Source organism: Paenibacillus sp. FSL P4-0338, from assembly GCF_038002365.1.
Taxonomy (GTDB): Bacteria; Bacillota; Bacilli; order Paenibacillales; family Paenibacillaceae; genus Paenibacillus_AQ.
Genome location: NZ_JBBOCG010000001.1, coordinates 3297739 through 3321906, shown reverse-complemented (window position 1 = coordinate 3321906; position 24168 = coordinate 3297739). Strand labels below are relative to the sequence as shown.

Annotated in this window: 30 protein-coding genes and 2 tRNA genes; 28 read left to right on the top strand and 4 right to left on the bottom strand. The window is 48.3% G+C overall.

All coding sequences use genetic code 11. From position 1 onward, the window contains the following. The first annotated feature begins 114 nt into the window (after positions 1–114). The 5 genes from pyrF to MKZ07_RS14645 all read left to right on the top strand — a co-directional run bounded on the left by pyrF (position 115) and on the right by MKZ07_RS14645 (position 2553). Positions 115–900: an orotidine-5'-phosphate decarboxylase gene (pyrF, locus tag MKZ07_RS14665; protein WP_445670287.1), complete on the top strand. Its 786-nt coding sequence runs from the start codon at positions 115–117 to the stop codon at positions 898–900. Further along, on the top strand, positions 897–1538 hold the full coding sequence (gene pyrE, locus MKZ07_RS14660) for an orotate phosphoribosyltransferase (protein WP_036690144.1): 642 nt from the start codon (positions 897–899) through the stop codon (positions 1536–1538). Before pyrF ends, pyrE begins: the two co-directional genes overlap by 4 nt. Before the next feature lie 568 nt (positions 1539–2106). Further along, a complete protein-coding gene (locus MKZ07_RS14655) occupies positions 2107–2271 on the top strand; it encodes a hypothetical protein (RefSeq protein ID WP_167347621.1) in 165 nt (54 codons plus the stop codon). Between the two features lie 85 nt (positions 2272–2356). Beyond that, positions 2357–2430 (top strand) — tRNA-Met (locus MKZ07_RS14650). A 49-nt stretch (positions 2431–2479) separates the two neighbouring features. Next, positions 2480–2553: transfer RNA gene (locus MKZ07_RS14645), tRNA-Ile, on the top strand. 122 nt (positions 2554–2675) lie between these two features. Here the strand turns inward: MKZ07_RS14645 and MKZ07_RS14640 are convergent. The 3 genes from MKZ07_RS14640 to MKZ07_RS14630 form a co-directional block, all read right to left on the bottom strand. Then, positions 2676–3833 carry a site-specific integrase gene (locus MKZ07_RS14640; RefSeq protein WP_341026345.1) on the bottom strand — a complete coding sequence of 386 codons (1158 nt, stop codon included), beginning with the start codon at positions 3831–3833 and terminating at the stop codon, positions 2676–2678. 63 nt (positions 3834–3896) lie between these two features. Beyond that, on the bottom strand, positions 3897–4769 hold the full coding sequence (locus MKZ07_RS14635; RefSeq protein ID WP_341026344.1) for an ImmA/IrrE family metallo-endopeptidase: 873 nt from the start codon (positions 4767–4769) through the stop codon (positions 3897–3899). An 80-nt stretch (positions 4770–4849) separates the two neighbouring features. Further along, entirely contained in the window at positions 4850–5251 is a 402-nt protein-coding gene (locus MKZ07_RS14630; protein WP_341026342.1) for a helix-turn-helix domain-containing protein, read from the bottom strand. A gap of 147 nt (positions 5252–5398) precedes the next feature. Here MKZ07_RS14630 and MKZ07_RS14625 point away from each other — a divergent pair, with 147 nt between their 5' ends. The 21 genes from MKZ07_RS14625 to MKZ07_RS14535 all read left to right on the top strand — a co-directional run bounded on the left by MKZ07_RS14625 (position 5399) and on the right by MKZ07_RS14535 (position 16720). Then, a complete protein-coding gene (locus MKZ07_RS14625; protein ID WP_341026341.1) occupies positions 5399–5650 on the top strand; it encodes a helix-turn-helix transcriptional regulator in 252 nt (83 codons plus the stop codon). Positions 5651–5652: 2 nt separating this feature from the next. After that, complete coding sequence (locus MKZ07_RS14620) at positions 5653–5952, top strand: hypothetical protein (protein WP_341026340.1); 300 nt, start codon at positions 5653–5655, stop codon at positions 5950–5952. Positions 5953–6094: 142 nt separating this feature from the next. After that, the gene (locus MKZ07_RS14615; RefSeq protein WP_341026339.1) at positions 6095–6547 is read left to right on the top strand and encodes a hypothetical protein; all 453 of its coding nucleotides are present in this window, start codon (positions 6095–6097) and stop codon (positions 6545–6547) included. Next, on the top strand, positions 6540–6743 hold the full coding sequence (locus tag MKZ07_RS14610) for a hypothetical protein (protein ID WP_341026338.1): 204 nt from the start codon (positions 6540–6542) through the stop codon (positions 6741–6743). Before MKZ07_RS14615 ends, MKZ07_RS14610 begins: the two co-directional genes overlap by 8 nt. Positions 6744–7161: 418 nt before the next feature. Further along, positions 7162–7329, top strand: a complete 168-nt coding sequence (locus tag MKZ07_RS14605; RefSeq protein WP_341026337.1) for a hypothetical protein — start codon at positions 7162–7164, stop codon at positions 7327–7329. Positions 7330–7411: 82 nt separating this feature from the next. Beyond that, complete coding sequence (locus tag MKZ07_RS14600; protein WP_341026335.1) at positions 7412–7687, top strand: hypothetical protein; 276 nt, start codon at positions 7412–7414, stop codon at positions 7685–7687. 202 nt (positions 7688–7889) lie between these two features. Further along, on the top strand, positions 7890–8579 hold the full coding sequence (locus MKZ07_RS14595) for a Rha family transcriptional regulator (protein WP_341026333.1): 690 nt from the start codon (positions 7890–7892) through the stop codon (positions 8577–8579). A 471-nt stretch (positions 8580–9050) separates the two neighbouring features. Further along, positions 9051–9260 carry a hypothetical protein gene (locus tag MKZ07_RS14590; protein WP_341026332.1) on the top strand — a complete coding sequence of 70 codons (210 nt, stop codon included), beginning with the start codon at positions 9051–9053 and terminating at the stop codon, positions 9258–9260. Between the two features lie 27 nt (positions 9261–9287). Beyond that, positions 9288–10490: a replication protein gene (locus MKZ07_RS14585; RefSeq protein ID WP_341026330.1), complete on the top strand. Its 1203-nt coding sequence runs from the start codon at positions 9288–9290 to the stop codon at positions 10488–10490. 39 nt (positions 10491–10529) lie between these two features. Beyond that, complete coding sequence (locus tag MKZ07_RS33610; protein WP_445670286.1) at positions 10530–10715, top strand: DUF6906 family protein; 186 nt, start codon at positions 10530–10532, stop codon at positions 10713–10715. A 173-nt stretch (positions 10716–10888) separates the two neighbouring features. Further along, a complete protein-coding gene (locus MKZ07_RS14580) occupies positions 10889–11167 on the top strand; it encodes a hypothetical protein (protein ID WP_341026328.1) in 279 nt (92 codons plus the stop codon). 239 nt (positions 11168–11406) lie between these two features. Continuing rightward, the gene (locus tag MKZ07_RS14575) at positions 11407–12066 is read left to right on the top strand and encodes a hypothetical protein (protein ID WP_341026327.1); all 660 of its coding nucleotides are present in this window, start codon (positions 11407–11409) and stop codon (positions 12064–12066) included. 37 nt (positions 12067–12103) lie between these two features. Further along, positions 12104–12346, top strand: coding sequence for a DUF7678 domain-containing protein (locus tag MKZ07_RS33605; protein ID WP_445670306.1), 243 nt, complete (start codon positions 12104–12106; stop codon positions 12344–12346). A 273-nt stretch (positions 12347–12619) separates the two neighbouring features. Next, the gene (locus MKZ07_RS14570; RefSeq protein WP_341026326.1) at positions 12620–12760 is read left to right on the top strand and encodes a hypothetical protein; all 141 of its coding nucleotides are present in this window, start codon (positions 12620–12622) and stop codon (positions 12758–12760) included. Positions 12761–12808: 48 nt separating this feature from the next. After that, positions 12809–13345, top strand: a complete 537-nt coding sequence (locus tag MKZ07_RS14565; RefSeq protein ID WP_341026325.1) for a DUF2786 domain-containing protein — start codon at positions 12809–12811, stop codon at positions 13343–13345. Between the two features lie 130 nt (positions 13346–13475). Beyond that, on the top strand, positions 13476–13616 hold the full coding sequence (locus MKZ07_RS14560; RefSeq protein WP_341026323.1) for a hypothetical protein: 141 nt from the start codon (positions 13476–13478) through the stop codon (positions 13614–13616). Positions 13617–14320: 704 nt separating this feature from the next. Then, the gene (locus tag MKZ07_RS14555) at positions 14321–14584 is read left to right on the top strand and encodes a hypothetical protein (RefSeq protein WP_341026322.1); all 264 of its coding nucleotides are present in this window, start codon (positions 14321–14323) and stop codon (positions 14582–14584) included. A 65-nt stretch (positions 14585–14649) separates the two neighbouring features. Further along, on the top strand, positions 14650–14904 hold the full coding sequence (locus tag MKZ07_RS14550) for a hypothetical protein (RefSeq protein WP_341026320.1): 255 nt from the start codon (positions 14650–14652) through the stop codon (positions 14902–14904). A 56-nt stretch (positions 14905–14960) separates the two neighbouring features. Further along, entirely contained in the window at positions 14961–15161 is a 201-nt protein-coding gene (locus MKZ07_RS14545) for a hypothetical protein (protein WP_341026319.1), read from the top strand. Positions 15162–15355: 194 nt separating this feature from the next. Next, positions 15356–15964 carry a recombinase family protein gene (locus MKZ07_RS14540; RefSeq protein ID WP_341026317.1) on the top strand — a complete coding sequence of 203 codons (609 nt, stop codon included), beginning with the start codon at positions 15356–15358 and terminating at the stop codon, positions 15962–15964. Between the two features lie 72 nt (positions 15965–16036). After that, a complete protein-coding gene (locus tag MKZ07_RS14535) occupies positions 16037–16720 on the top strand; it encodes a DNA-methyltransferase (RefSeq protein ID WP_341026315.1) in 684 nt (227 codons plus the stop codon). 1560 nt (positions 16721–18280) lie between these two features. On the opposite strand, the gene MKZ07_RS14530 is transcribed toward MKZ07_RS14535, so the two are convergent. Then, the gene (locus MKZ07_RS14530) at positions 18281–21706 is read right to left on the bottom strand and encodes a beta strand repeat-containing protein (protein ID WP_445670305.1); all 3426 of its coding nucleotides are present in this window, start codon (positions 21704–21706) and stop codon (positions 18281–18283) included. A 30-nt stretch (positions 21707–21736) separates the two neighbouring features. Here MKZ07_RS14530 and MKZ07_RS14525 point away from each other — a divergent pair, with 30 nt between their 5' ends. Next, a complete protein-coding gene (locus MKZ07_RS14525) occupies positions 21737–22261 on the top strand; it encodes a hypothetical protein (protein WP_341026313.1) in 525 nt (174 codons plus the stop codon). 899 nt (positions 22262–23160) lie between these two features. Next, positions 23161–24141, top strand: coding sequence for a hypothetical protein (locus tag MKZ07_RS14520; protein ID WP_341026312.1), 981 nt, complete (start codon positions 23161–23163; stop codon positions 24139–24141). The last annotated feature ends 27 nt before the right edge of the window (positions 24142–24168 follow it).

Genomic DNA, 24168 nt, shown 5'->3' with positions numbered 1-24168 from the left:
CAGCTGTAACAGGCTGCTACAGGAACGGTTTGCGTTAACGCAGACCGTTCCCCTATGCCCGGGACCTTGAAGCCAGAGGCGATGGATACGATAACTAAGAAAGAAGGTTGGCGAATGGAACGGACAGCAGCAGAGCAGCAGCACGGGCACGAGAATGTCGGACAGATTGAGAAGTGGAATGAAATGGCCGGACGGCTGATGGTTGCATTGGATTACCCGAATGCAGATCAGGCGCGGGCGCTGATCGAACAGCTCGAAGGAATCCCCTGTTATATGAAGGTGGGCATGCAGCTGTTCTATGCAGCCGGTCCTGACTTCATCCGGGAGCTGAAGGAGCGCGGATATTCGGTATTCCTAGATGTCAAAATGCATGATATCCCCAACACCGTACGGGGCGGGGCAGAGAGCTTGACCTTGCTCGGCGTGGATATGTTCAACGTACATGCCGCTGGAGGAGCCGCCATGATGGCGGCTGCACTGGAAGGAGCGGCCCAGGCGGTCAGCCTGAAGCCACCCTTGCACATGCCGCTGATCATTGCAGTAACACAGCTTACCAGCACCAGCCAGGAAGTGATGAACCGCGAAATCGGCATAGCCGGAACAGTGACTGATGCAGTGGTGCGTTACGCCAAGCTTGCAGCGGAAGCAGGCTTGCATGGAGTGGTAGCATCCCCGCAGGAATCCGTGGTGATTGCTGAAGCGTGCGGACCCGAGTTCCGTACGGTTACCCCTGGTATCCGGCCCGCCGGGGCGTCCCTGGACGACCAGTCCCGGGTCATGACGCCGAGGCAGGCTATCCGCCAAGGCAGCCACTACCTGGTAGTGGGCCGGCCGATTACAGCAGCGGCAGATCCGCGTGCAGCAGCACTGACTATTATTGAGGAGATGAGCCAAGCATGAGCATATTAGAGAATCGAAGTGAACAGGTCGCAAGTCATCTGCTGGAGATCGGAGCGGTAGCCCTGCGTCCGCAGGAGCCGTTCACCTGGACCTCCGGCATCAAATCGCCGATCTACTGCGACAACCGTCTGACCATGGCCTTCCCGGCCGTCCGCAACTACATTGCCGAGGCCTTCGCAGAGCTGATCAGAACCAGCTACCCGGACGCCGAGGTGATTGCCGGGACAGCAACCGCCGGTATCCCGCATGCGGCCTGGGTGGCCGATAAGCTCGGTCTCCCGATGGCTTACATCCGGGACAAGGCCAAAGGCCATGGCAAGCAGAACCAAATCGAAGGACTGATCACACCCGGCCAGAAGGTCGTCGTGATCGAGGACCTGATCTCCACCGGCGGCAGCTCCATCAAGGCTGCGCAGGCCGTACAAGAAGCAGGCGGCCTCCCGTTGGCCGTACTGGCCATCTTCAGCTACGAGCTGGACCGCGCCGAAGAAGCCTTCGCCGCTGCACAGCTTCCGCTCCAGAGCCTGTCCAATTACAGCACACTGATTAATGTGGCGTTGGCCCATGGCAAGATCGCGGAGAGCGATGTAGCGCTGCTGCAATCCTGGCGCCAGGACCCTGCCGCCTTCGGCGTGTAGAGAAGAGGACGTATAAAAGAAGCTCAGTCCCCTTTGAAGGGGATCGGGCTTCTTTTTGAGTACTTTCACATGATGGAACTCCTTTTTCGGTCGGGCGCCCGTTCACTCTCGAAACACCTTTTTAGGGGATAACTGGAAAAACAGCATTTATTCAATGGCTCAGCACATTTCTGGAGACTTTAGTTGGATAAAATACACTTGTTGAAACCTGAAATGGACAATAACGCAGATACCGCCAGAACTAGATGATCTAAATCCACTTATTTCCTTTTAAGAGGAGATTTCCACCAAATTAAGTGTACAAAATCCAACTGTTTCCCCCCAACTGCTCATTATCTCCACAGCCCCTAATTAGCTGCGCACTCTCTTCCTGTTTTCAACTCATTTTTTATAATCCATCCCCCCAGTAATCTGCTCCAGGCGAGCGTTATCCTTCAACCAGCCACCTAAGCTTTCGGGCAGAAATTGCCATCCGATCCGCTGAGCAATCCTCTAATTTTCTTGCAAAACTGGGCATGATAAATAGCACCGGGACATATATTATTGTGATGAAGGAGAAGAGGGTATCATGAATTGGATCTATTTTGCCAAGTTGTTCAGGACCAGATTTCAAGCGGGCTGCCTTGCCAAAAGACTGGAGCAGGACGGCTGGATCTATGGCTATCATGATCCGAGTTTTGTGGAAATATACCGTTCGCGTAAGGGCCGTTATGGTGTGCGTTTTCTGCCTTAGACAGAAAATCCAAAATCATCCTTGACTTTATCCATGGGTATATTGTATATTATCTATTGTCGCTGTTTAAATAATTATTAACTGACGCGGGGTGGAGCAGCCCGGTAGCTCGTCGGGCTCATAACCCGAAGGCCGCAGGTTCAAATCCTGCCCCCGCAATTACCTTATTACACCGGACAGCACTCGTATAATACGGATATCCTAGTCCGGGCCCTTAGCTCAGTTGGTTAGAGCGGTCGGCTCATAACCGATTGGTCACAGGTTCGAGTCCTGTAGGGCCCACTTCACTTAAACCCTTACCTAGTAAGGGTTTTTTACTATTTACAGGCTCGTAGGAGCGAATATGCTTGAGTGGGGAAAGGCCATATTTTTAAGCTTGCTAACGGATTTGCTAACGGAGACTTTTATTCCACAGGTTCAAGCTGCTTTTCTGCGAATTTATTGAGTTCATTTTCAATTCTGTCAACGGCCTCTTCCTGCATGATCGGCAACAGATGGGAGTACCTCTCATTAAACATCGCTGGAGTCATGCCCAGGCGTTCGGCGGCAACCTTCGGATTTATTCCAATCGCTAACAGGAATGAAGCATGGGTATGACGCTGATCATGGAACCGAATCTTCTTAACCCCGGCTTTGCGAACAAGAACATCCATCCCCTCTGTGATTCGCTTCGGCTTAATATAACCTCCTCCGGGATAACAGCATACCAGGTCATTGTCCTCGTAGGCTTCCCCGTAATCTTTCTTGTAGGCTTCGATTTGTGAATAGCGCTCCTGAAGATCGTCAATAATATTCTGAAAGAGCTTGACCCGCCGGATCGAATCATTTGTCTTGGGCCGCTGGATTACCAAGCCATCCCGTGTCCAATTCGCTGTCTGAATAACCTTCAGCTCTTTCTTCTCAAAGTCGATATCTTTCCACCGCAGCCCCAGAATTTCACCGCGCCGCATTCCAGTATATATGGCTAATGAAAACGCAATGTAATGAACATGATGCTTCGAGGATTGCAGAAATTGAGTGAATTCTTCAATGGTCCAGAACTGCATTTCTTTCTGTTCGTTTGCATTTACCTTACTCCGCATGGACACCTTACTCATGATGTCTTCAGCCAGTAACCCCGATTCCGTATATGCAAGCCTGAGCGCGCGTTTCAGCACTCCGTGAATGTTCTTCACATAATCCTTTGAATACTTCTTCCTGAGTTCAGCATAAAAGCCTTTGATGGCACGCGGGGTAAGTGCCTGCAATTTCACTTTACCGAGTACCGGTATAATTCGGGCTTCGATAATGGTTTTTTCGGTATCGTATGATGTTGGCTTGAAGTTAGGCTTTGCATGAGTCTCCAGATATTCGTAGAGATACTTTTCCAAGGTGATGTTGGTTGTTCTAACATCCAATCCTTTCTCGGCATCTGTCATTGCCTTTCTGCAGGCTGACCAGGCTAAAGCTTCAGTTTTGAATCCTCCCTTTGTTTTTTGGTTCCTTTCACCGGTTAGTGCGTCCGGGGGAAGATCGAAAACATAAGTGTACGTTTTTCCTCTTGGATAAACATGGCCTTTCATAAGCTCCTCCTTAGAAATTTAATCATCAGTAAAACTTTTGTTTGCATCACTCCCTTCAAAATTTCAGAAGTTCAAGGCATCATCAATGGCTTCCATGGATAAATATAGCCTTGTTGACAGTTTACCGTGTCGCCAAGCAACACGCGATAAGTTTATAGTAACGTAGCCTTTATGATCGCTAGGGATAGAGAGATCTCCAGCAAGTAAAGTGGCAGAATCATGGGACATGTACGATGGCATATCGCAGCTCTCATAATTTCCATCAACCTCAATCTCTAACGGCTTGTCCCAATCAAAGCCTTCAGATTGTTCAATGATTAGCGTATGTGGCCGGGAGCAGTCGCCATCCCAATTGTAATAAGCGCGAATATGTAAGTTGACTTGATTCGTTATGTATCCTTCTGAAGAGTCACGAATGATATCACGAGTAGAAGCTGCTGATTCAATGGCAGATAAGAATATACCTTGCCTTACACGATCTTCAATTTCTTCATAGCGTTTCTTTGCAAAATCTAGCGGAACACTGAATTCCCGGGATATGTATCCTATGGCTTCACTTCTCACAGATGACAACCTTAACTTTTCAAGCATAAAGAAGGGGATGGCAGCGTAAAAAACAAAACGGTCTGCCTCACTCTCTTGCGCTTTGGTGAATAGTTCGGGCATAATTGTTTGATTTCCAGCATGTCGGAGCATATGGCATAGTTCATGAAGGAATTCAAGACGCTGTTTGTCTTCAGGAAGACGCTTATCCAGGAAGATAGTATATACGTCTGGAGAAACTTCAATGCCTTTGCTTTTTTTATGATGGTAATGGACCCACACATTGAATTTTGCTGCCAATGATTCGACAGTTAAATGCTCAGGTTTGGTGATCCGATGTACTTTGTACAATTCAATTATCTTTTGTTCGAGTGGGGGAATCTTATAATTCATAATCATGTTGTTCACCTCAATACGGGATCATATGTTCTTATTTTAGTTAAAAAGAAAAGCCATTTCTGGCTATGGTATTTCTATCGGTCTTCACCTTGAATATCTCCAGGCTTCCGGCCTTTCTCTTTCTCCTGCAGTATCTTGAAAATTTCTCGCATTTCTTCACGGCGCTCTTCCGGTGCAGATAGATAATCTCTGAAGAAAATACCGTGCTCTGGATTGTTGATAAACGCTTCAAATTCAGTTTGATTTTTAGAGTTCACAGTCCTGGACTTAGGTATATCTGTTCGGCCAAAGAGATAGTCTGTATCAACATCGAAGCGATCCGCAATGTCATTTGCGAATTTAAAAGGAGGCTCTCTTTCATCCCGCTCATACATACCAATTGCACTCTCACTCAATTTGAATAAGACTCCAAAGTCCTTTTGAGTAAGATTATTATCCGTACGAATTTTACGTAATCTTTGACCGAATGTCGCCATCGTTTCATCACCCGTCTATACAATAACACATAACGTGTTATTTTTTAATAAAGAACACAAAACGTGTTGACAGCACAAAACGTGCGGTGTATATTTATTTCAACAACACGAATCGTGGCTTTTTTAAGAGAGGCGGTGTGTAAAGGAATGAAAGAATTAATTGCAAAGAGATTGATTCGACTCCGTGGTGAAGCATCCAGAGAAGAAACGGCGAATGCAATTGGTATTAGCATAAGCGCACTTCAAATGTATGAGAACGCTCAAAGAGTTCCAAAGGATGAAATTAAAGTAAAGATTGCCGCACACTATAAACAATCGGTACAGACTATTTTTTTTGATCTTGAACCGCACGAAACGTGCTTTTTAAACAAAAACTCTGCTACCCAAGAGGTGATCTAGTCATGGCAAAGACATTAAAAACACCTTCAACATTTGCTGAAGCCCTTCGCTTAGCTGCTGATTTGGCAGAACAGAATGAGAAGCTGGAACGGCAACTCACAGAGCTTCGCCTGAATGGAGAATATCCTGAAGTACTACGGCCCGCTCATATCCAGAAGTTGCTGGGTTTCAGCCCCCCGAAGGTGAATGAGCTGACCAAACATCCGACTTTCCCTCACTTGAACCGCAACCGGCAAAAGGGTGAGGCTGTTACCGTCCTTAAATCAGATCTGTATCAGTGGCTGAAAACTGAAAGGTACTAATATGTAAGCCCGCCGAGTTATACCGACAACAGTGATTGTGGGTTCGGCTATGGGAATTGCTTAAGAACATCATACATCAGGCCTCTGTCCAAGTACAATTTGCTTTAAAAGGGTTGAATAAATAATGGAGGAGCAGTTGCATATGGGTAGCCTTAAGAGTTTGCTCAGTATTCAAGATCGCTTGACGGAGAAGTCAAATGAAATTGAAGCAATTAAAGCGAAACGAGGTGAGTTGTTCATCAATTTCGCTACCAATGAGGACTTAATTATTTCTCTTTATTATGAAATTGAATTTAAAAAGCTTGAACTGCTATATATAAAACGGGAACAGATTACAGAATTAAAGGACTCTACGAAGGTTTACGACATAGAGCTCTACCAGCACCTACTCAAACGTCTGGGAGCCATCACGGACCGGTGTATCTCATCTATCCTCAAACGGCTCTTTGAAGGAGGGTACGGTCAAGAACTAAGAAGGAGAGGGCTTGTTAAGGAATACATAGAAGCAAGCCCACAGCTATCTCCTCAAGGATGTGTGATTAAGGGTGAATTCGTTCACAAAAGTTCCCCAGTATGGAGAATACCAGATGAGTGAGTGGAACAAATTGGAGTTTGCAGAGGCGCTGTCTACTAGATACATGCGACTTATAGTTTTGTCCGATGCCACCAACTCCTTGATTGAAGAAGCAGATCGCCAAAAGGCAGAGGAAGAACTTCACCTTCTACGTACCGTTATTCTGGATCTTCCCAAAGACATTTTGGATTTAGTGAGGCAACGTATCTCCTTATAGCATAGGACAAGCCTTGTATTTATACTGAACGCAATTTTGCGCTCAGTTCGCTGTAATGAAAGAACTTTGGTATTTGTAAATACTCAACGCAAAATTGCGTTAAGCCCAATCATGAGAGCGGGGATGTAGATGTGCAATCCTTAGTAAATGATAACCCGCTAATCAAAAGTATGGTTGGAGAACGGATATGGGCCTTGAAGCCGATTGATACAGAGTTATTTGCACAGGAGCTTGAAGCTTATTTTGCTAGAGGCTATCCAGGGTTCAGAGTGATATCCCATGAATACCCTTATATTTTCTTGAGCGATGAAAGGGTGTCCGACTCAGGGAGATAGATACAGGCCCAGAGGGCCGTTCGGAGTAACTACGATATTCATATGGATCTGTGAGTATCCCACCAATTAAAGGAGGAAGGTCAATGCAACAGTGGAGCAATAATGCATGCCTGGGGTATGTTCGCGCAGCTTTGTTACGCAAAGGCTGGGCTGAGGATCAGATTAGAGAAGTCGTTCGTGCCGTGTATTTTGAATTTGATTTCAAGACCATTGAGGAAGCGGCCAAGTTGTATGAAAGATCATTTGATTAACAGGCATATAAGGAGATGTGGTGAGGGGATCTCTTGTACATGAAATAGGAAAATCAGATAACAACGAAAGGAGTAAACAAAAGTGGGGAATACAAACTTATTGCCGGTGATCACGGGGAGAGCTGCTGCAGAATACCTGCAGGACTGGCTGCACATCTCTGCAATAGTGAAGGTTGTGTCTGACGACCGAAAGCATCTCTATTTCAGAGGTAAGGATCAGATCGGCAGACGGATGGAATATCGCGTGGAGACGGTGGCTGAAGCGGATTATCACAATATTTATGAACGACCATCAAATCCCCAGCAACCGGAAGAATGGGAATGGGCTGATGCGATCTCAGTGAAGAGGCAGGCCTGACGGAGCCGATCCATATTATGGCTGAGACTATAGCTTCCTCAGATGAAACACCGCCTGATGATGGCTGGAGGGATACCAGCCGAAACCTACCGGTCATTGCCGGGAAGGTCGCGGAATCCGCCATAGTGGGAGGACTAATCTATCCCCTATGTACAGTTAGGTGCTTGACGCATTAGAACTACATAACGAAGGGTGGATGTTAATGACAAACGGACTCACGGTTCAATCGTCTGCAACAAACCAGGATGAGAACGGTCATTTTGTGTATGTCGAGAATGGACAAGCCATGACCGATAGCCGGAGCATTGCGGACAAGTTCGGCAAGCGTCATGCGGATATTCTGAGAAGCATTAAGACACTCGAATGCAGTCCCGAATTTACTGAACGCAATTTTGCGCTTAGTGAATATTCGGATAGGTCGGGACGCAAGAATCCGTATTACAAGGTGACCCGGGACGGCTTTGTGTTCCTGATTACGGGCTTTACCGGCCGTGAAGCGGCGACATTCAAGGAAGATTATATTGCAGCCTTCAATCAAATGGAGAACCAGCTACAACAACAAGGTAGGCTTGCTTCCGCATCACCCAATCCGTTGCTCATTAGCGAAGCGGCATTCACTCAAATGAAGGAACGCGTACAGGAAGTAGAGCAGCGGCTGGGCGATGTAGTCAAGGAAGTCACACTCAAGACCGTGGAGCAGAAGAAGCTGCATGGGGCAATAGATCGCAGGGTGAGCTTGCTTACAAATCAGGCAAGCAGGAGGCCGGTATTCTACCGGCAATTGTACCGGGCTATCTATGCCAAATTTCAGGTTACCAGCTACAGAGATATCCGCAAAGAAGACTTGGAGAAGGCACTGCAATATGTGGAAGGCTGGAGACCGATAACTTAACGCGGTTCTGCGCTCAGTTGTTATTCACTCCACCAATGAGCGATTCTCTGCGTCCAGTGGACTGAACGCAGTCTGTCGTTAAGCGAAACGATCCATTATGGGTTAAACGCAGTATTGCGTTCAGTAATTACAGGATAGTGAACGCATTCCTGCGCTGAGCTTGGCAGAGGGGATGAACACAATTTTGCGCTCAGTGCCGGGGCATAAGAGGGAGGTGAGGAATTCATGCAGGAAGAGATGACGTTACCCTTACTCGCAACCATCTGGTTTGAACGGAATCCGCTGCAGCATCATGTGCTAGTCAAGAACATTATGCGGAGTGAACAACAAAAAAGGTACATAAGCACCGCAAATGCTTACGTACCTGGTCCAACACGCGCGGCTATTATCTCATAAAACATTCAGCAATGCAATTTCTTCACTTAGCGCAATTTTGCGTTCAGTAGACCGCAGTGACAAGGGGGGCGTGCGATGAAGCATGTCGAGCAAATGGATCTGTTTGATCTCATCGATGTTCAGATCGAGCAGCCGCCAGAGGTCTTGAATGGAATGTACTATGAGCAGGCAACCGGCCTATTCGTGTCGTTTGTATGCGGACGCAGGCATTATGAGATCCCCGCCAAGGGTTGCGGTCTGAACCGGGAATGGCAGGAGAGAACCAAGCGATTCAGGGCGATCTAGGCCCGACAGAATACAGGAGGCGATGCCGTGGATTCCAGTGTTAATCCTCAGCCAACGGATGGTCACATCAGAATATCGCATGAAATACACCGAGAGCTGATCCGGCGGAAATTTTCTCAGCGCCAGCGTGATGTCATAGATTTTATCCTGACGCTGAGCTGGGGGTGCGGGAAGCCATCGGCGATCATTCCGGAATTGAAGGATTTTGCTGAAACAGGGATAGGTAAAAATCATATCCGTGGTGTTTTAGAAGAGCTTCTTCAAGGGAACGTCATTCTTTGGGACAAAGAGTTGAATACTTTTCAGCTGAATAAGCATTACGATCTCTGGAGCATGGAGTCAGTCGTCAGCGCGAATCCCAACAGGTTCAAGGAGCTGATCAATCTCAATCTGGCGAGGCCATCCCCTAATTTACTGAAGTCTACCGTTCCCGAAAAGGGAACTGAGTTCCCAAAAGAGGAACCGAGTTCCCCAAAAGGGGACCGAGTTCCCAAAAGAGGAACCGAGTTCCCAAAAGAGGAACGGAGTTCCCTAAAAGGGGACCGAGTTCCCGAAAAAGGAACCGAGTTCCTGAAAAGGGAACTAGCCAGTTCCCAAAAGGGGAACCATACAGTTCCCAAAAAGGGAACCGTCACACGCAATTATCCTAGTCGTATCAAGGGTTTCAGCGTTTCTAAAGTTAGTATTAAAGCTATTAAAAGATTTAAAAGAACTACTACTACAACAATAACAACAACTAGAACCATTGCGGACACGTTGAAAGCAGTTCATGAGCCCCATTCATTCCAGAACAACTTGCTGGACTACAAAAATAACTTTGTCGCAGGCGGCAGGCTAACCCCTTTTGACGAAAAAGACCTGCTGTCCTTATACAACACCTACGGAGGAGAGTGGCTGCATACCGCTATGAGAGCGGCCTATCGGCTCGGGGCGGATAAGCGAAACCTAGCTTATGTCCAAGGCATTCTCCGGGGCTATCGTGAGCGGGGGGACATAGATAAACCGGAATCCAGGAAGCCCGTAGAGCCTTCGGCAACGCCGCAGGTTCCAAGGAGCTACGAAGGTTCGCGCAGCCAGGGCGGAAGAAGCAGGAAAACGCAGATACCCATCTTGATCGATGATGGCGGCGGGCCGATACCTAGCCCGGATGAACTGGCTGAGATGATGCGTAAGGCACAAGAGATCAAGGAGGCCAAAGCCTTGGAACGAACCGCAGTACGTCAACGCTAAAAACTCAGATACCAACAACGAATTGAAAGGACGGAATAGATGAGCACTCATGTGAAATTCAAAGAAAAGAAGAAGTGCAGAGCCGTGCGTCCCACACGGGAGCAAAAGGGAGTGATCAGCCTACACCGGTTGGCACCGGAGAATTGGCTGGTATTACATGCAACTCCTGCGCAGATGGAGATTGTTCACAAAAAGAAGGGAACGACACGTTTGTTGAACTGCTAGTAAAGCTATAGACGCAGCGAATGCTGGAAGGGGGTTGGGCTTCCGAGAGGGAGAGTCATGCAATTCAATCAGAACATACGCTCTCTTTTGTGATGGGAAGCACTTCGTTTACAACTACCGAGCAGGCGGGCCAGTTACAACTATTCTGATGTGTGGGAAGGAGGGGCAGGATTATGAGTCAACTCTCCACCAAGCCGATTCATCCTCGTGCCATGGACATGATTAACAGGGCTATTCGGCCCCTGTTATCCCCTGGTAAGGGGTGCAGTATTGACCGACTGAAAATGTGTGTGTGTCCGGAAGCGGATATCGCCAAATATGAATCAGTCGAGACCTCCTTCGGATCACTGCGGATTACTACCAACCCGTATGTCACGAAGGGTGTGGCTTATGTGGTGGAAGATTCGGGACGCGGTGAGATCAGTTTTGCTTGGGTGACTCGCCAAGACTGAAGTAATCGAGAATGAAGGAGGAGCTGCTGCCATGGAAAATGATGAGAGTCTAATCGTCAACATGAACTAAGCAAGCGAAGGGGGGAAGGTGATTGATCTGCCTTCATTGCGGCAATAGGTGCCAGGAAGTAAGAGAGTACGCTTTCCGGTGCATTATCTGTAACAAGGAATTTGAACAAAGCTCTTGGGATTTCGGATTGGAAGAGACAGAGGGCTTACCCAGGGGGGAGTGCGAGGAATTGAAGAACTTTCAGGTCACGGAGCTCAACATCTCATTGGTGCCGGTCGATTGGTTATTTGCAAGGTACCAAAAGTTGAAGAAGTCAGTAAAGATAACAGTTGCCGTAGAGCATGAACTGATGATCATTAAGGGGCATTTGGAGAAAACGGGTAAATCTTCTGCCCGTGCTTGCGCTGAAGAAGTGGAACAAATTGAAATGAATATTCCTGTAGCGATCCGGCAGCAATACGTATCTATCGTAGAGTATCGTTTGAAGCAATATTATCAGGCTAATAAACGGGTTAATTGGTTGAAATCAGAGTTAATGCAGATAAAGCCTAAAGAACCCAAGGTCACGGCGGGGATGGAACTTACCGGCATTAGTGGACGATCTGGAATCCCTCACTCTTCCACGGAGCAAGCGGTCATGAGTATGTACGATAAAGCCGAACGGCTTCAGGATGAAATATGGGAGGTTGAGGATCAGTTATACCCCATGGAAAAAGCTTTGCGTAGCCTTGATCCTGATCAACTTATGCTGGTTGAAGCCAAGTATTTTTGCCGGGTAGAAGAGTTGGACGAGTCCCTCATGAACAAATTTAACTGGTATCGTGCCAAGTATTATCAGGTGAAGAAGACCGCACTTATTTTATTGGCGCAGTCCCTGCGGATCATCTAGAAACCGTTCATAACCTGCATACTTCTCAACTCAAGGTCTGTATGTACAAGCACACATATTCTCAGAGCCATCTTTGTTTGGGATCGCTGAAGGCCGTATCAGTCGGTTGACCGTGTATCCAGATCGACAGAAAGTGGTCGTAAAATCTTTGGTTCATTATGAACGGGGCTGGGCGTATAACCGGCCCCCTGAAGACATCAAAATTCGAGAGATCATTGAAGAAGTGGTTTGGCAATTTGATCATAAAGCAGTGGATTGGCTGAATGAGGCTATGCGTTAGTTTGTAAAAATCAAACGGGTTATGAGGTGACTTATGCAACTGGGTTTATTTGAACAAATGATATTGTGTCGTGTCTTAAGAGAAGCGGGTTATGAAGAAGTTCACTATGCACATTCTAATGATAGATGCCATGTATTTCACACTGATTTGGGATTGGTTCCTGTAGATCGGGAGACAGGAACATTCGAATCCAAAGATTATAGACAGATGTTTCAAAAGTAAATTAGCAAATGGAAATAAGGTAGGTGCAATTTGCGAGGAGGGGAGATTCAAATGAGAACATATGACATCTATTCAAATGGTGTACGTATTGGTGCGGTCATGGCAAAAAATTATAAAGAAGCTGTAAATAACGGATGTAGCAAGTATCAGCTCAAACCAAAGAAAGATAATGTAACTGCAAAGTTACAATAAGCTGCTGGTCGGTTGACGCATTTACGTATAAGAAAGGCAGGGAACCCAATGTATGATAAAGAGAAAATGTTAGAAAAGTTAAAAGGGTTAAAGGCTCTGGCAGAGCGTGGAGTTGCTGGAGAAAAGGAATCCGCGCAGAAGATGCTCGAAAAGCTCATGGAGAAATACGGAATCAATGAAAATGACATTGCTGCCGAAACCGTAGAAATGGCATGGTTCAGGTACCATGACGATTCCGAATTTCGTCTGCTGAATCAAATACTTTACATGGTGTTGGGGGATTGCGATTATTACAACAAGTTAGGGGCTTCAAAGAGGAAGTACAAAGTATTAGGGGCTTATTGTACGGCTGCAGAGCATTTAGAGATAGAACTGAATTTTGAATTCTATAAGAGGGCTATGCAGGAAGAATTAAAGCTATTCTATAGCGCATTCATGAATAAAAACAAGTTATTCCCCTCTGATGAAAAGCCCAAAGCAAAGTCTACTTGTAAGGATTTGTCGCGAGAAGAAGAACTGAGGCTTTCTTTCATGATGGAGGGTATGGAACGACGCACTATGACGAAAATGATTGAGCGTGATTGACGCATACGCAGTGGGGAGGAGTTGATGTTATGGCACTTGATTAATCGGTTTGTGTGATTTGTTTTTGTGATTTGTCGCAGCCTGGTTTATGCCCAAAATGAAAAAAACTGATGAAGACAGGAGGCTACTCATGGAGTGTACGATCTGCCGGACATCTCATCTAGTTGAGCTAAGAACTGTTTATGGTGATAAAGAACCTGTTTGTTTGGCTTGTTGGCTGGAATTTTATGCTTCTGATGATGATAAAGAGTTTCTGCAAGACTTAGAGTAATACGCTGAAAGAGACCATAAACGCTAAACATCCAATAGCCGAAGGGCTTGAACTATGGAGGGGATTAACGATGAAGAGCACATATGCCTGCTCTTTTAAAGGATATGCAATTCACCAAGTTTTACGTGCCAATAATTCAAGGTACTACATCATTATCAGTAAATTATTCAAGGGCAAGGTTTACGCAACTATAACTGACTGTGAGTATGCCATACTGTCCGCCTGACGATGGCTCCAGGGATAGGAGCCGAAACAGTTCCGCAGGGAATGCGTGGCTGTCGCGGAGATCCGCAATACATTGAAGGGGAATTGAAGTATAGGGATAATCAATAATCTGAATGAGGTGGGTTGCACGGAGCGATTTATTCCATCCAAAAATAGGAGGGAGTACTGCTTCCGGTTCCGCAGCGCTGCACACAGTCAAGAGAAAAGCGAAGGAGCGAAAAGTTATGGATGGAATACTTGAAAAATACTGCTGCCGATCATGTGATTTCACATTCCTTGTTGATCAATCGAAAGTTATTTCTAATAACCATCTTTTAGAGTTGAATTGTCCGAGATGTGAGGGGACTGCAGAAAGGATAGCATCGTCAGATCCGGACGGAGATATCGCTGACCAATTAGGCGGATGCCTTTGGCCGAAGTAATTAGTCTGAGTGTATTGGATAACTGACGCATATAGCGAAGGAGTGAAGTGAATCTAAATGAAATTGGAGTACAAGGGTGTTAATGATCGTGGTCGTGCTGAGTGGGTTGATAAGGATTTAACTAGTTCTTGGTTCCCGGAAGGTAAACCTTTAGAAGAATGGCATCTTCTGCAATACAGGCCGTTTGTAGAGGAAATCCAGGCTACTATTGGTCGCGAGTTAACGAAACCTGAACTTGAAACAATTCATTGGCTTTCGGGGTATGAGAAAGACACAATAAGTAACATCATGGGGCTTATTAAAGAAGGGCGAAGCAAGTAAGCTTGCTTCCCGTTCCGAAGATACGTTCCGGTTGACGAGTAATGCATAAAAAAGGAGGATGAGAGATGATCTGCCCTATATGTGATAAAGAAATAATTAATTACAGTAAAATTAACATGGAACATACTCTTACTGAAGAACATGCAATCTGTAAGGATGAACACCATATTTATAGTTATCAGAAGACACCACAAATGTTTGTAGAACAAATTGGTGGAGTTATCTTCCGTAATCATCAAGATGATTCAGAAGAAAATATAAAACAATATAGAATGGTGGTAGAACTGAATAGGCAAGGTTATCAGAAGAGAAAACGCTAAATCAATAAGATTATTAAATTTTACTACACCATAAGATAAATGAAGGAATGATTTAAGTGAAGATAGCTATTTCCACAGGAATTAAAGGAATGGGCATAAGACATCATGGTTATACAACATTTGAAGAAATAGAGAAGCGCGATGACAAAGACAAGGCCAGAATAATTATTTCCAAACTTAAAGAAAATGGGATATGCGTTCTTCCTATTAAGGGGAGTATTGAATTCATATATTATGAAGTTGTTAATGAATCTTAAGTGGCTTAAATATAATATTTTTATGAATAATGAAGATATCAGTGTAATTATAGTTAGTTCCAAAAAGCATACTTTTTGAGACAGCGGAATAACTGGTTATTAGTTCGTTTCAAAAGACCATAAAATCAATTTTGGAACGTCTCAGTGATTCAAGGGATCATTTGAGACGTTTTTTCTATTAGGAGGAGGTTCCATTGAAGATCGCTTACGGAAGAGTTTCAACAAAGGAGCAAAATGTAGAGCGTCAGCTCTTAAAATTCCGGGAATTAGAAATAGAGGAGCGCTTTGTATTTGTTGATAAGCAAAGTGGCAAAGATTTTGATCGTCCACGTTATCAGGCCATGCGGCTTATGCTACGTGAAGGTGATTTGGTTTACCTGGATGCTCTAGATCGGCTAGGCAGGGATTATGACGGTATCATTGCGGAGTGGCGATATATCACACGTGAGATCGGTGCGGATATTGTGTGCCTCGATAATGAAACATTGTTTGATTCCCGTAAGTTTAAAACGATGGGGGATTTCGGAAAGGTTATGGAGGATCAGTTCCTTAGCCTTCTGGCATACGTGGCGGAACAGGAACGGAAGAAGAACCGTTCAAGGCAGGCCGAAGGCATTGAGGTAGCCCGGGCGGAAGGTGTTACTTTTGGCCGACCCAAACATGAGATTGATAATACATTCATTGAAGCATATGAGGCGTGGAAATCCGGCGAGTATACTGCAACGGAAGCGATGAGAAGAATCGGCATGAAGAAGCCTACTTTCTATCGTAGAGTGAGAGAATATGAAAGTAATCTTGAATGAAAAAACGGGAACCTGTGTTCTTGTTTGTCCGTATATAACAATTGGAACTAATACATCAAGGGAGGACTTCAAATGTTATATTTGGATAGCTGTATTGAAGGTGCTCAAAAATTTATTGCTGATGAAACTGTTGATTTAGTAATTGCCGACCCGCCGTATAATTTGAAATTTAAAGGGACAACTCAAACCAAGAATAAGAGACCCCGTTTTCAAATTTTCCCCAATGATAACCTGCCGTTTCCCGACTACCGCCGATTTTGTCTTGCTTGGTTGAAACAAGCCTATCGTATTTTGAAACCAGGTAGCCATGCCTACATTTTTATCGATTGGCGTACATATCCTGATATGGCACGATGGCTTAAGATTACCGGATTTACGATCAAAAACTGTATTGTATGGGATAAGAAGAATATGGGCATGGGATGGCAATACCGGTATCAGCATGAATTTATCATTATGGCAGTGAAAGGTACGAAGAACGTTCGGCGGATACGCACGCGGAATCAAACAGATATCTGGCAGATCCCGCGCATTCCAGGCAATCAAACGATTCATCCTACAGAGAAGCCGATAGATATGATGAAGCGGATCATTGAGAACAGTAGTGAGGAAGGCGAATATGTTGTTGATTTCTTTGCAGGCAGCGGAGTGGTTCCAGAAGCTGCAGCAACTCTGAATCGGCGCTGGGATGCATTTGAAGTGGACCCGGGTTGGTATGTTGTTTCTGCGGAGCGAATGGAGAGGGGACGTACATAATTCATTTTTCTTGCATACTTTTATAAGGCGCAATTCTTTATTCTGTAATAACCTCTTAAGGGTGGAATAAATCGTTAACTGATTGTGCAGCAGCAAGATAGCTTAATAATTTCATGAATACTCATTAATGAGTACATATTATGAATTTACATGTAATTCGTTATTTAGGTGAAGTATCGTTTTAGGATTATCACCAGTTAGTGTGGAATGACGAGTTCAATAGTTATTGAAATAAAAAAAGAAGAGGGTGGGGAAACAGAAGAAAGGACGCTCATATTAAGTGCATTTAAGGCAGCTAGCTTTCTTTTCTCGCTTATTTCTATGTAAAGTAAAATGGATGAATTTTTGGTCAACATAGGGCTACTCCGGGGTCAGGAAAGTTCAAAAAAGGGTCGGAATTGCTGCCCGTCTTGATGTTTCTTTCTTACGTGGAGGATTATCTTAATAGATGAACTATATAGACCTCGTCATCCCTCCGCAGTTTTTGCGGAAGGAACAGTTCAAAAATACTTCGAAATAGTCGGGTCATACGCAAACTCGGTGCCCAGGACTTTGCGCCTGTCTTTCATAAGGATATGCTCCATAAGGATTAAAGAAGCGTCTTCTGTATTTTGGAAGACGCTTCTTTGAGCAACCTGTGAGAAAAGACAGCCCTGGCCTACAATTTCCATTTTTGCTGTATTATCCTCGCACAGTATATTGTATTTGTTAAGTGCTAGCTGTAACTGCGGAGGATCGTAAGCGTCGAATACTTCCCTTCTTAATAAGCTAGGCCTCTATCCAAAGAAAGCTGGCGAAAAGATGGAGGCGAAGAGGATATCACTCCGGGCTTCGATCCCGACCTGTTGTATGATCTGGTCTGAGCTTTGGAATCGTCATGCTAAACCTCAAGTCGCTGTCTTGCGGTAGCAATTTTAGCTTAGCCCGTTCTTCACGGCGCAGTTTGCCTTCTGTAGCCGACAACGCAACAAGCACAAAATACTACAGGAGATCATGCCAGGGGAAGACTTCGTTCTTGTGCGATAACGACTGAATACCCGTCATCTCGTCGCAGGAGTGGACATGAACACCGACTTCAAGTAGGCCTGAAGCCGCTTGATGCGCGTCATGTACCTGGTGAACTTCTTGATGAAATTCCACTTCATCCTTGAACTAGGGAGTCTACATGTAACGGCTTTGTTGAGGCTTCAAATCCCCCTCTTTTACCTGCACACTAGTCACGCGAGGGAAGATGCGTACTTAGCTGAGCACGCCCAAAGCAAAAAAGGACAGTAGAAGGCCATGGCCCTCTCTCGTCCTCGATGTCTAAGAGTTTCATTATCTAGGATAGTTTTACCTGATATATTCACCGCTGCGCCAGATGACAGCACTTGCTCTTTCATTGATTGGCCTGCCCAAGTCCCTCCCACTCGTTACAAACCGCTGTAACATCATTAAATTTATTAGGAATATTAGGTTTGCTGAATTTCGATACATATACAAATTTATGAGTAGAGTAATGTACAACTCAGCATGTATCAACAAAAGCAATGCATAATTATCATAAGTTCGACATCTAGTTTAACTGAAAGCAATAGCATTTATATTTCTTACTTCTGCTGCAGCGCTTGTGACGTTTGTAGCTGTCGTAAATTCTATGCTTACCGTATATGCGTTGGTGGTTGTGGCAGGCGAAGTATCCACGTAAGTGTTGGAAGAAAGAAACCTCAACGTACCGGAACTGTTACCCGTTCTGGAGATCTGCAATTGATTAATCAAGACTCCATTCCTTCTTAGGTTAACGTTATACGCGACGCTCCAGTTAGATCCTACAACCACTGCCATTTGCACACTATTGTCGATTTTCACCCGCTGTCCTGCCACTACAGGTACATTAAGAGTCTGAATCGTTGTTTCACCTGTTAATGGAACAGACAAAGAGGCAGTCTGACTGTCAGCAAACAAGGAAGAATTTGCTGGCGCAGAAGCTCCAGTGGCTCCTGTCGTGCCCGTAGCACCTGTAACTCCGGTCGCACCCGTAACGCCCGTAGCACCTGTAACCCCGGTGGCTCCAGTCGCACCCGTAGCACCTGTAACCCCGGTGGCACCGGTCGCACCCGTAACGCCTGTCGCACCTGTAATCCCGGTGGCACCGGTCGCACCAGTATCCCCGGTGGCTCCAGTCGCACCCGTAACGCCCGTAGCACCAGTATCCCCGGTGGCTCCAGTCGCACCCGTGATGCCCGTTGCACCTGTAATCCCGGTGGCACCGGTCGCACCCGTAACGCCTGTCGCACCAGTATCCCCGGTGGCTCCAGTCGCACCCGTAACGCCTGCTGCACCTGTAATCCCGGTGGCTCCGGTCGTACCTGTAACGCCGGTAGCACCTGTATCCCCAGTGGCACCGGTCGCACCCGTGGCACCGGTCGCACCCGTGGCACCGGTCGCACCCGTGGCACCGGTCGCACCCGTGGCACCGGTCGCACCTGTGGCACCGGTCGCACCCGTAACGCCTGTCGTACCAGTATCCCCCGTGGCTCCAGTCGCACCCGTAACGCCTGTAGCACCTGTAACCCCAATGACTCCGGTCGCACCCGTGACGCCCGTTGCACCTGTAATCCCGGTGGCACCGGTCGCACCAGTATCCCCGGTGGCTCCAGTCGCACCCGTAACGCCTGCTGCACCTGTAATCCCGGTGGCACCGGTCGCACCCGTAACGCCTGTCGCACCAGTATCCCCGGTGGCACCGGTCGCACCCGTGATGCCCGTTGCACCTGTAATCCCGGTGGCTCCGGTCGTACCTGTAACGCCGGTAGCACCTGTATCCCCAGTGGCTCCGGTCGCACCCGTGGCACCGGTCGCACCTGTGGCACCGGTCGCACCCGTGGCACCGGTCGCACCTGTGGCACCGGTCGCACCCGTGGCACCGGTCGCACCCGTAACGCCTGTCGCACCTGTAATCCCGGTGGCACCGGTCGCACCCGTAACGCCTGTTGCACCTGTAATTCCGGTGGCTCCAGTCGCACCCGTAACGCCCGTAGCACCTGTATCCCCGGTGACTCCAGTCGCACCCGTAGCACCTGTAACCCCGGTGGCTCCGGTCGCACCCGTAACGCCTGTCACACCTGTATCCCCGGTGGCTCCAGTCGCACCCGTAACGCCTGTCGCACCTGTATCCCCGGTGGCTCCAGTCGCACCCGTAACGCCAGTAGCACCTGTAACCCCGGTCGCACCCGTAACGCCTGTCGCACCAGTACCCCCGGTGGCTCCAGTCGCACCCGTAACGCCTGTCGCACCTGTAATCCCGGTGGCACCGGTCGCACCCGTAACGCCTGTCGCACCAGTATCCCCGGTGGCACCGGTCGCACCCGTGATGCCCGTTGCACCTGTAATCCCGGTGGCTCCGGTCGTACCTGTAACGCCGGTAGCACCTGTATCCCCAGTGGCACCGGTCGCACCCGTGGCACCGGTCGCACCCGTGGCACCGGTCGCACCCGTAACGCCTGTCGTACCAGTATCCCCCGTGGCTCCGGGTTCACCCGTAACGCCTGTAGCACCTGTAACCCCGGTGGCTCCGGGTTCACCCGTAACGCCTGTAGCACCTGTAACCCCAATGACTCCGGTCGCACCTGTGACGCCCGTTGCACCTGTAATCCCGGTGGCACCGGTCGCACCAGTATCCCCGGTGGCTCCAGTCGCACCCGTAACGCCCGTAGCACCAGTATCCCCGGTGGCTCCAGTCGCACCCGTGATGCCCGTTGCACCTGTAATCCCGGTGGCACCGGTCGCACCCGTAACGCCTGCTGCACCTGTAATCCCGGTGGCTCCGGTCGTACCTGTAACGCCGGTAGCACCTGTATCCCCAGTGGCACCGGTCGCACCCGTGGCACCGGTCGCACCCGTGGCACCGGTCGCACCTGTGGCACCGGTCGCACCCGTAACGCCTGTCGTACCAGTATCCCCCGTGGCTCCAGTCGCACCCGTAACGCCTGTCGCACCAGTATCCCCGGTGGCACCGGTCGCACCCGTGATGCCCGTTGCACCTGTAATCCCGGTGGCTCCGGTCGTACCTGTAACGCCGGTAGCACCTGTATCCCCAGTGGCACCGGTCGCACCCGTGGCACCGGTCGCACCCGTAACGCCTGTCGTACCAGTATCCCCCGTGGCTCCGGGTTCACCCGTAACGCCTGTAGCACCTGTAACCCCGGTGGCTCCGGGTTCACCCGTAACGCCTGTAGCACCTGTAACCCCAATGACTCCGGTCGCACCTGTGACGCCCGTTGCACCTGTAATCCCGGTGGCACCGGTCGCACCAGTATCCCCGGTGGCTCCAGTCGCACCCGTAACGCCCGTAGCACCAGTATCCCCGGTGGCTCCAGTCGCACCCGTGATGCCCGTTGCACCTGTAATCCCGGTGGCACCGGTCGCACCCGTAACGCCTGTCGCACCAGTATCCCCGGTGGCTCCAGTCGCACCTGTAACGCCCGTAGCACCAGTATCCCCGGTGGCTCCAGTCGCACCCGTGATGCCCGTTGCACCTGTAATCCCGGTGGCTCCAGTCGCACCCGTGATGCCCGTTGCACCTGTAATCCCGGTGCCGGTCGCACCCGTAACGCCTGTCGCACCAGTATCCCCGGTGGCTCCAGTCGCACCCGTGATGCCCGTTGCACCTGTAATCCCGGTGGCACCGGTCGCACCCGTAACGCCGGTCGCACCAGTATCCCCGGTGGCTCCAGTCGCACCCGTAACGCCTGCTGCACCTGTAATCCCGGTGGCTCCGGTCGTACCTGTAACGCCGGTAGCACCTGTATCCCCAGTGGCACCGGTCGCACCCGTGGCACCGGTCGCACCCGTGGCACCGGTCGCACCTGTGGCACCGGTCGCACCCGTAACGCCTGTCGTACCAGTATCCCCGGTGGCTCCAGTCGCACCCGTAACGCCTGTAGCACCTGTAACCCCGGTGGCTCCGGGTTCACCCGTAACGCCTGTAGCACCTGTAACCCCAATGACTCCGGTCGCATTGCACCTGTAATCCCGGTGGCACCGGTCGCACCCGTAACGCCTGTCGCACCAGTATCCCCGGTGGCACCGGTCGCACCCGTGATGCCCGTTGCACCTGTAATCCCGGTGGCACCGGTCGTACCTGTAACGCCTGTCGCACCAGTATCCCCAGTGGCACCGGTCGCACCCGTGGCACCGGTCGCACCTGTGGCACCGGTCGCACCCGTAACGCCTGTCGTACCAGTATCCCCCGTGGCTCCAGTCGCACCCGTAACGCCTGTAGCACCTGTAACCCCAATGACTCCGGTCGCACCCGTGACGCCCGTTGCACCTGTAATCCCGGTGGCACCGGTCGCACCCGTAACGCCTGTCGCACCTGTAATCCCGGTGGCTCCAGTCGCACCTGTATCTCCGGTGGCTCCGGTCGCACCCGTAACGCCTGTCGCACCTGTATCCCCAGTGACTCCGGTCGTACCCGTAATGCCTGTGGCACCTGTAACCCCGGTTGCACCCATAACGCCCGTAGCACCTGTAACCCCGGTGGCTCCGGTCGTGCCTTGAGCACCACTTTCTGCTCCTAACAGCTCATTAGATACCAGACGATGGGCAGTCACAAGTTCTCCATTCTGATTTTTTCCCCATACTGAAATTTGTACCTCTCCCACGGCAATATCACCCGTTGTAAACACAAATTCAAATGCATCAAAATTAGTATAACAATCTTTAGTTATCACCTGGTTGGGTAGAACATTGAACAACTCTTGTATATATAATGTACGGACACCAACTAAATAATATCCTTGAACCAGAACAGTGTAGATACTAATGGTATTACGATTATCTAGCCTTAAAGTGATTTTCTGGGTGGGACGCATACTAGTTCCAAAAACGATATTATTTTCAATAGGTCCAGTTGATAAAACTGCCATTCTTATATGCCTCCTTTGCCCGGTTCTGAATTCCCCGGATCGAGATCATAATTATAATTATATTTATATACGTAAATCACTATTTTCGTGCTGCACTAAAAGCCCTTTTATATATTCGAGAATTGTTTGGAAGACTCGCATTTGTCTTGCAATAACCGTTTGGAAGGCAACAAACTTGTAAACTATAAAATGAGAGAGAACAATTTCATAGTTCCAGACACAAACATATACATCGTACAAAGTAACAATCATAATATAAGCAATCGCTGCGAGTTCGGAGGAAAGAAACATGCTAACAGAACATATTCTGGTACACGATGGCCAATTATTTGAACAAATAGTATCGGCGTTGTCACAACAAGCATGAAGTTTGCCGATGCCTTCGGAGAGCTCTTTGACATTCTTTTCATCAAGAAGCTATGAAGAGACTCCATAATCCATACTTTTTCAGAACATTCCTCGCACGTTCAACTTGCCTACCTGAGTTATGATCATACAGTAGACATATTGCTTAGAGGAGGTAGGACATCATTGCATATTGTACTTGTTGGCGTAGAGCCAGAAATCAGTGATCCCCATTTAAAATTTCATGTATGTGGTACGTTTGAGGAAGTTAAGGAAAGCTCTTTGATCCTGCTGCCGGAATACGTCCTGATTCATGAAGAGGAGGCCCGTAGCCTCTTACCGTTAGCGGAGGAGATCCCCGTAAAGTTTGTCGTGATTAGTGAGGCAACCAGCCTATCATCGACAGCAATAAGAAGCTGGACCGCGTTGGGCGCTTCGGACGTATGGCTGAACGGGAGCTGGCAAGAGAAGTTGCTCGAAGCTCATCATCTGGTAGAGGCGGAGCCTCAACAGATCGCATTGCCTGAAATGAACTTCAGTCGAACAGGGGAAAGGATCGTTATCGCTGTAGGCAGTGTGTATGAAGGGGCTGGCAGCACGCATACAGCGCTGCTCATCTCTCACTATTTGGCCCGGTATGCGAAAACCAAAGTGGCGGTGTGGGAAGGCGGGAATCATCCGTGTTTCTCTTTCCTGGAATATATCAAAGAAGGCGATTTCTCGAACCATCCCCGTTATGAATTGAATAATGTGGCTCTCTATAAGGCTGAGGTATCCGAATATTGGATTGGATCGCTGATGAGCGACTATCGCTTTACGGTGCTGGACTTAGGGAGTTTACAGGGCAGCAAGCAGGCTGACCTATTTGTACAAGCTAGCGTACCTGTACTGGTGGGGTCCGGAAGTGAATGGCGTGTGAAGGAGCTGATCTCCTTCTGCAGGGAGCATAGCCGGGTGCCGCAGGAATACTGGCGCATTGCCCTACCACTGGCGAACGAACCGAATCGGGAAATGGTGGCGGGATGCTTAAGCGGCAGGCCCGTATTTGCGGTTCCGAATCATCCAGATCCGTTTCATCCCCAGACGGATACAGATGAATTACTTGAAGGCCTCTTATCTCCGATTTTGCAAAAACAGAAAAAGCGGGGACTTGGCCGTTTTTTCTAACGGAAAGTTCAATTCAATTATTGCAAG

Excerpts from the sequence above, each read along its gene's own strand:
- pyrF (WP_445670287.1), top strand. The coding sequence starts at position 115 with ATGGAACGGACAGCAGCAGAGCAGCAGCACGGGCACGAGAATGTCGGA.
- pyrE (WP_036690144.1), top strand. The coding sequence starts at position 897 with ATGAGCATATTAGAGAATCGAAGTGAACAGGTCGCAAGTCATCTGCTG.
- MKZ07_RS14655 (WP_167347621.1), top strand. The coding sequence starts at position 2,107 with ATGAATTGGATCTATTTTGCCAAGTTGTTCAGGACCAGATTTCAAGCG.
- MKZ07_RS14640 (WP_341026345.1), bottom strand. The coding sequence starts at position 3,833 with ATGAAAGGCCATGTTTATCCAAGAGGAAAAACGTACACTTATGTTTTC.
- MKZ07_RS14635 (WP_341026344.1), bottom strand. The coding sequence starts at position 4,769 with ATGAATTATAAGATTCCCCCACTCGAACAAAAGATAATTGAATTGTAC.
- MKZ07_RS14630 (WP_341026342.1), bottom strand. The coding sequence starts at position 5,251 with ATGGCGACATTCGGTCAAAGATTACGTAAAATTCGTACGGATAATAAT.
- MKZ07_RS14625 (WP_341026341.1), top strand. The coding sequence starts at position 5,399 with ATGAAAGAATTAATTGCAAAGAGATTGATTCGACTCCGTGGTGAAGCA.
- MKZ07_RS14620 (WP_341026340.1), top strand. The coding sequence starts at position 5,653 with ATGGCAAAGACATTAAAAACACCTTCAACATTTGCTGAAGCCCTTCGC.
- MKZ07_RS14615 (WP_341026339.1), top strand. The coding sequence starts at position 6,095 with ATGGGTAGCCTTAAGAGTTTGCTCAGTATTCAAGATCGCTTGACGGAG.
- MKZ07_RS14610 (WP_341026338.1), top strand. The coding sequence starts at position 6,540 with ATGAGTGAGTGGAACAAATTGGAGTTTGCAGAGGCGCTGTCTACTAGA.
- MKZ07_RS14605 (WP_341026337.1), top strand. The coding sequence starts at position 7,162 with ATGCAACAGTGGAGCAATAATGCATGCCTGGGGTATGTTCGCGCAGCT.
- MKZ07_RS14595 (WP_341026333.1), top strand. The coding sequence starts at position 7,890 with ATGACAAACGGACTCACGGTTCAATCGTCTGCAACAAACCAGGATGAG.
- MKZ07_RS14590 (WP_341026332.1), top strand. The coding sequence starts at position 9,051 with ATGAAGCATGTCGAGCAAATGGATCTGTTTGATCTCATCGATGTTCAG.
- MKZ07_RS33610 (WP_445670286.1), top strand. The coding sequence starts at position 10,530 with ATGAGCACTCATGTGAAATTCAAAGAAAAGAAGAAGTGCAGAGCCGTG.
- MKZ07_RS14580 (WP_341026328.1), top strand. The coding sequence starts at position 10,889 with ATGAGTCAACTCTCCACCAAGCCGATTCATCCTCGTGCCATGGACATG.
- MKZ07_RS14570 (WP_341026326.1), top strand. The coding sequence starts at position 12,620 with ATGAGAACATATGACATCTATTCAAATGGTGTACGTATTGGTGCGGTC.
- MKZ07_RS14565 (WP_341026325.1), top strand. The coding sequence starts at position 12,809 with ATGTATGATAAAGAGAAAATGTTAGAAAAGTTAAAAGGGTTAAAGGCT.
- MKZ07_RS14560 (WP_341026323.1), top strand. The coding sequence starts at position 13,476 with ATGGAGTGTACGATCTGCCGGACATCTCATCTAGTTGAGCTAAGAACT.
- MKZ07_RS14555 (WP_341026322.1), top strand. The coding sequence starts at position 14,321 with ATGAAATTGGAGTACAAGGGTGTTAATGATCGTGGTCGTGCTGAGTGG.
- MKZ07_RS14550 (WP_341026320.1), top strand. The coding sequence starts at position 14,650 with ATGATCTGCCCTATATGTGATAAAGAAATAATTAATTACAGTAAAATT.
- MKZ07_RS14535 (WP_341026315.1), top strand. The coding sequence starts at position 16,037 with ATGTTATATTTGGATAGCTGTATTGAAGGTGCTCAAAAATTTATTGCT.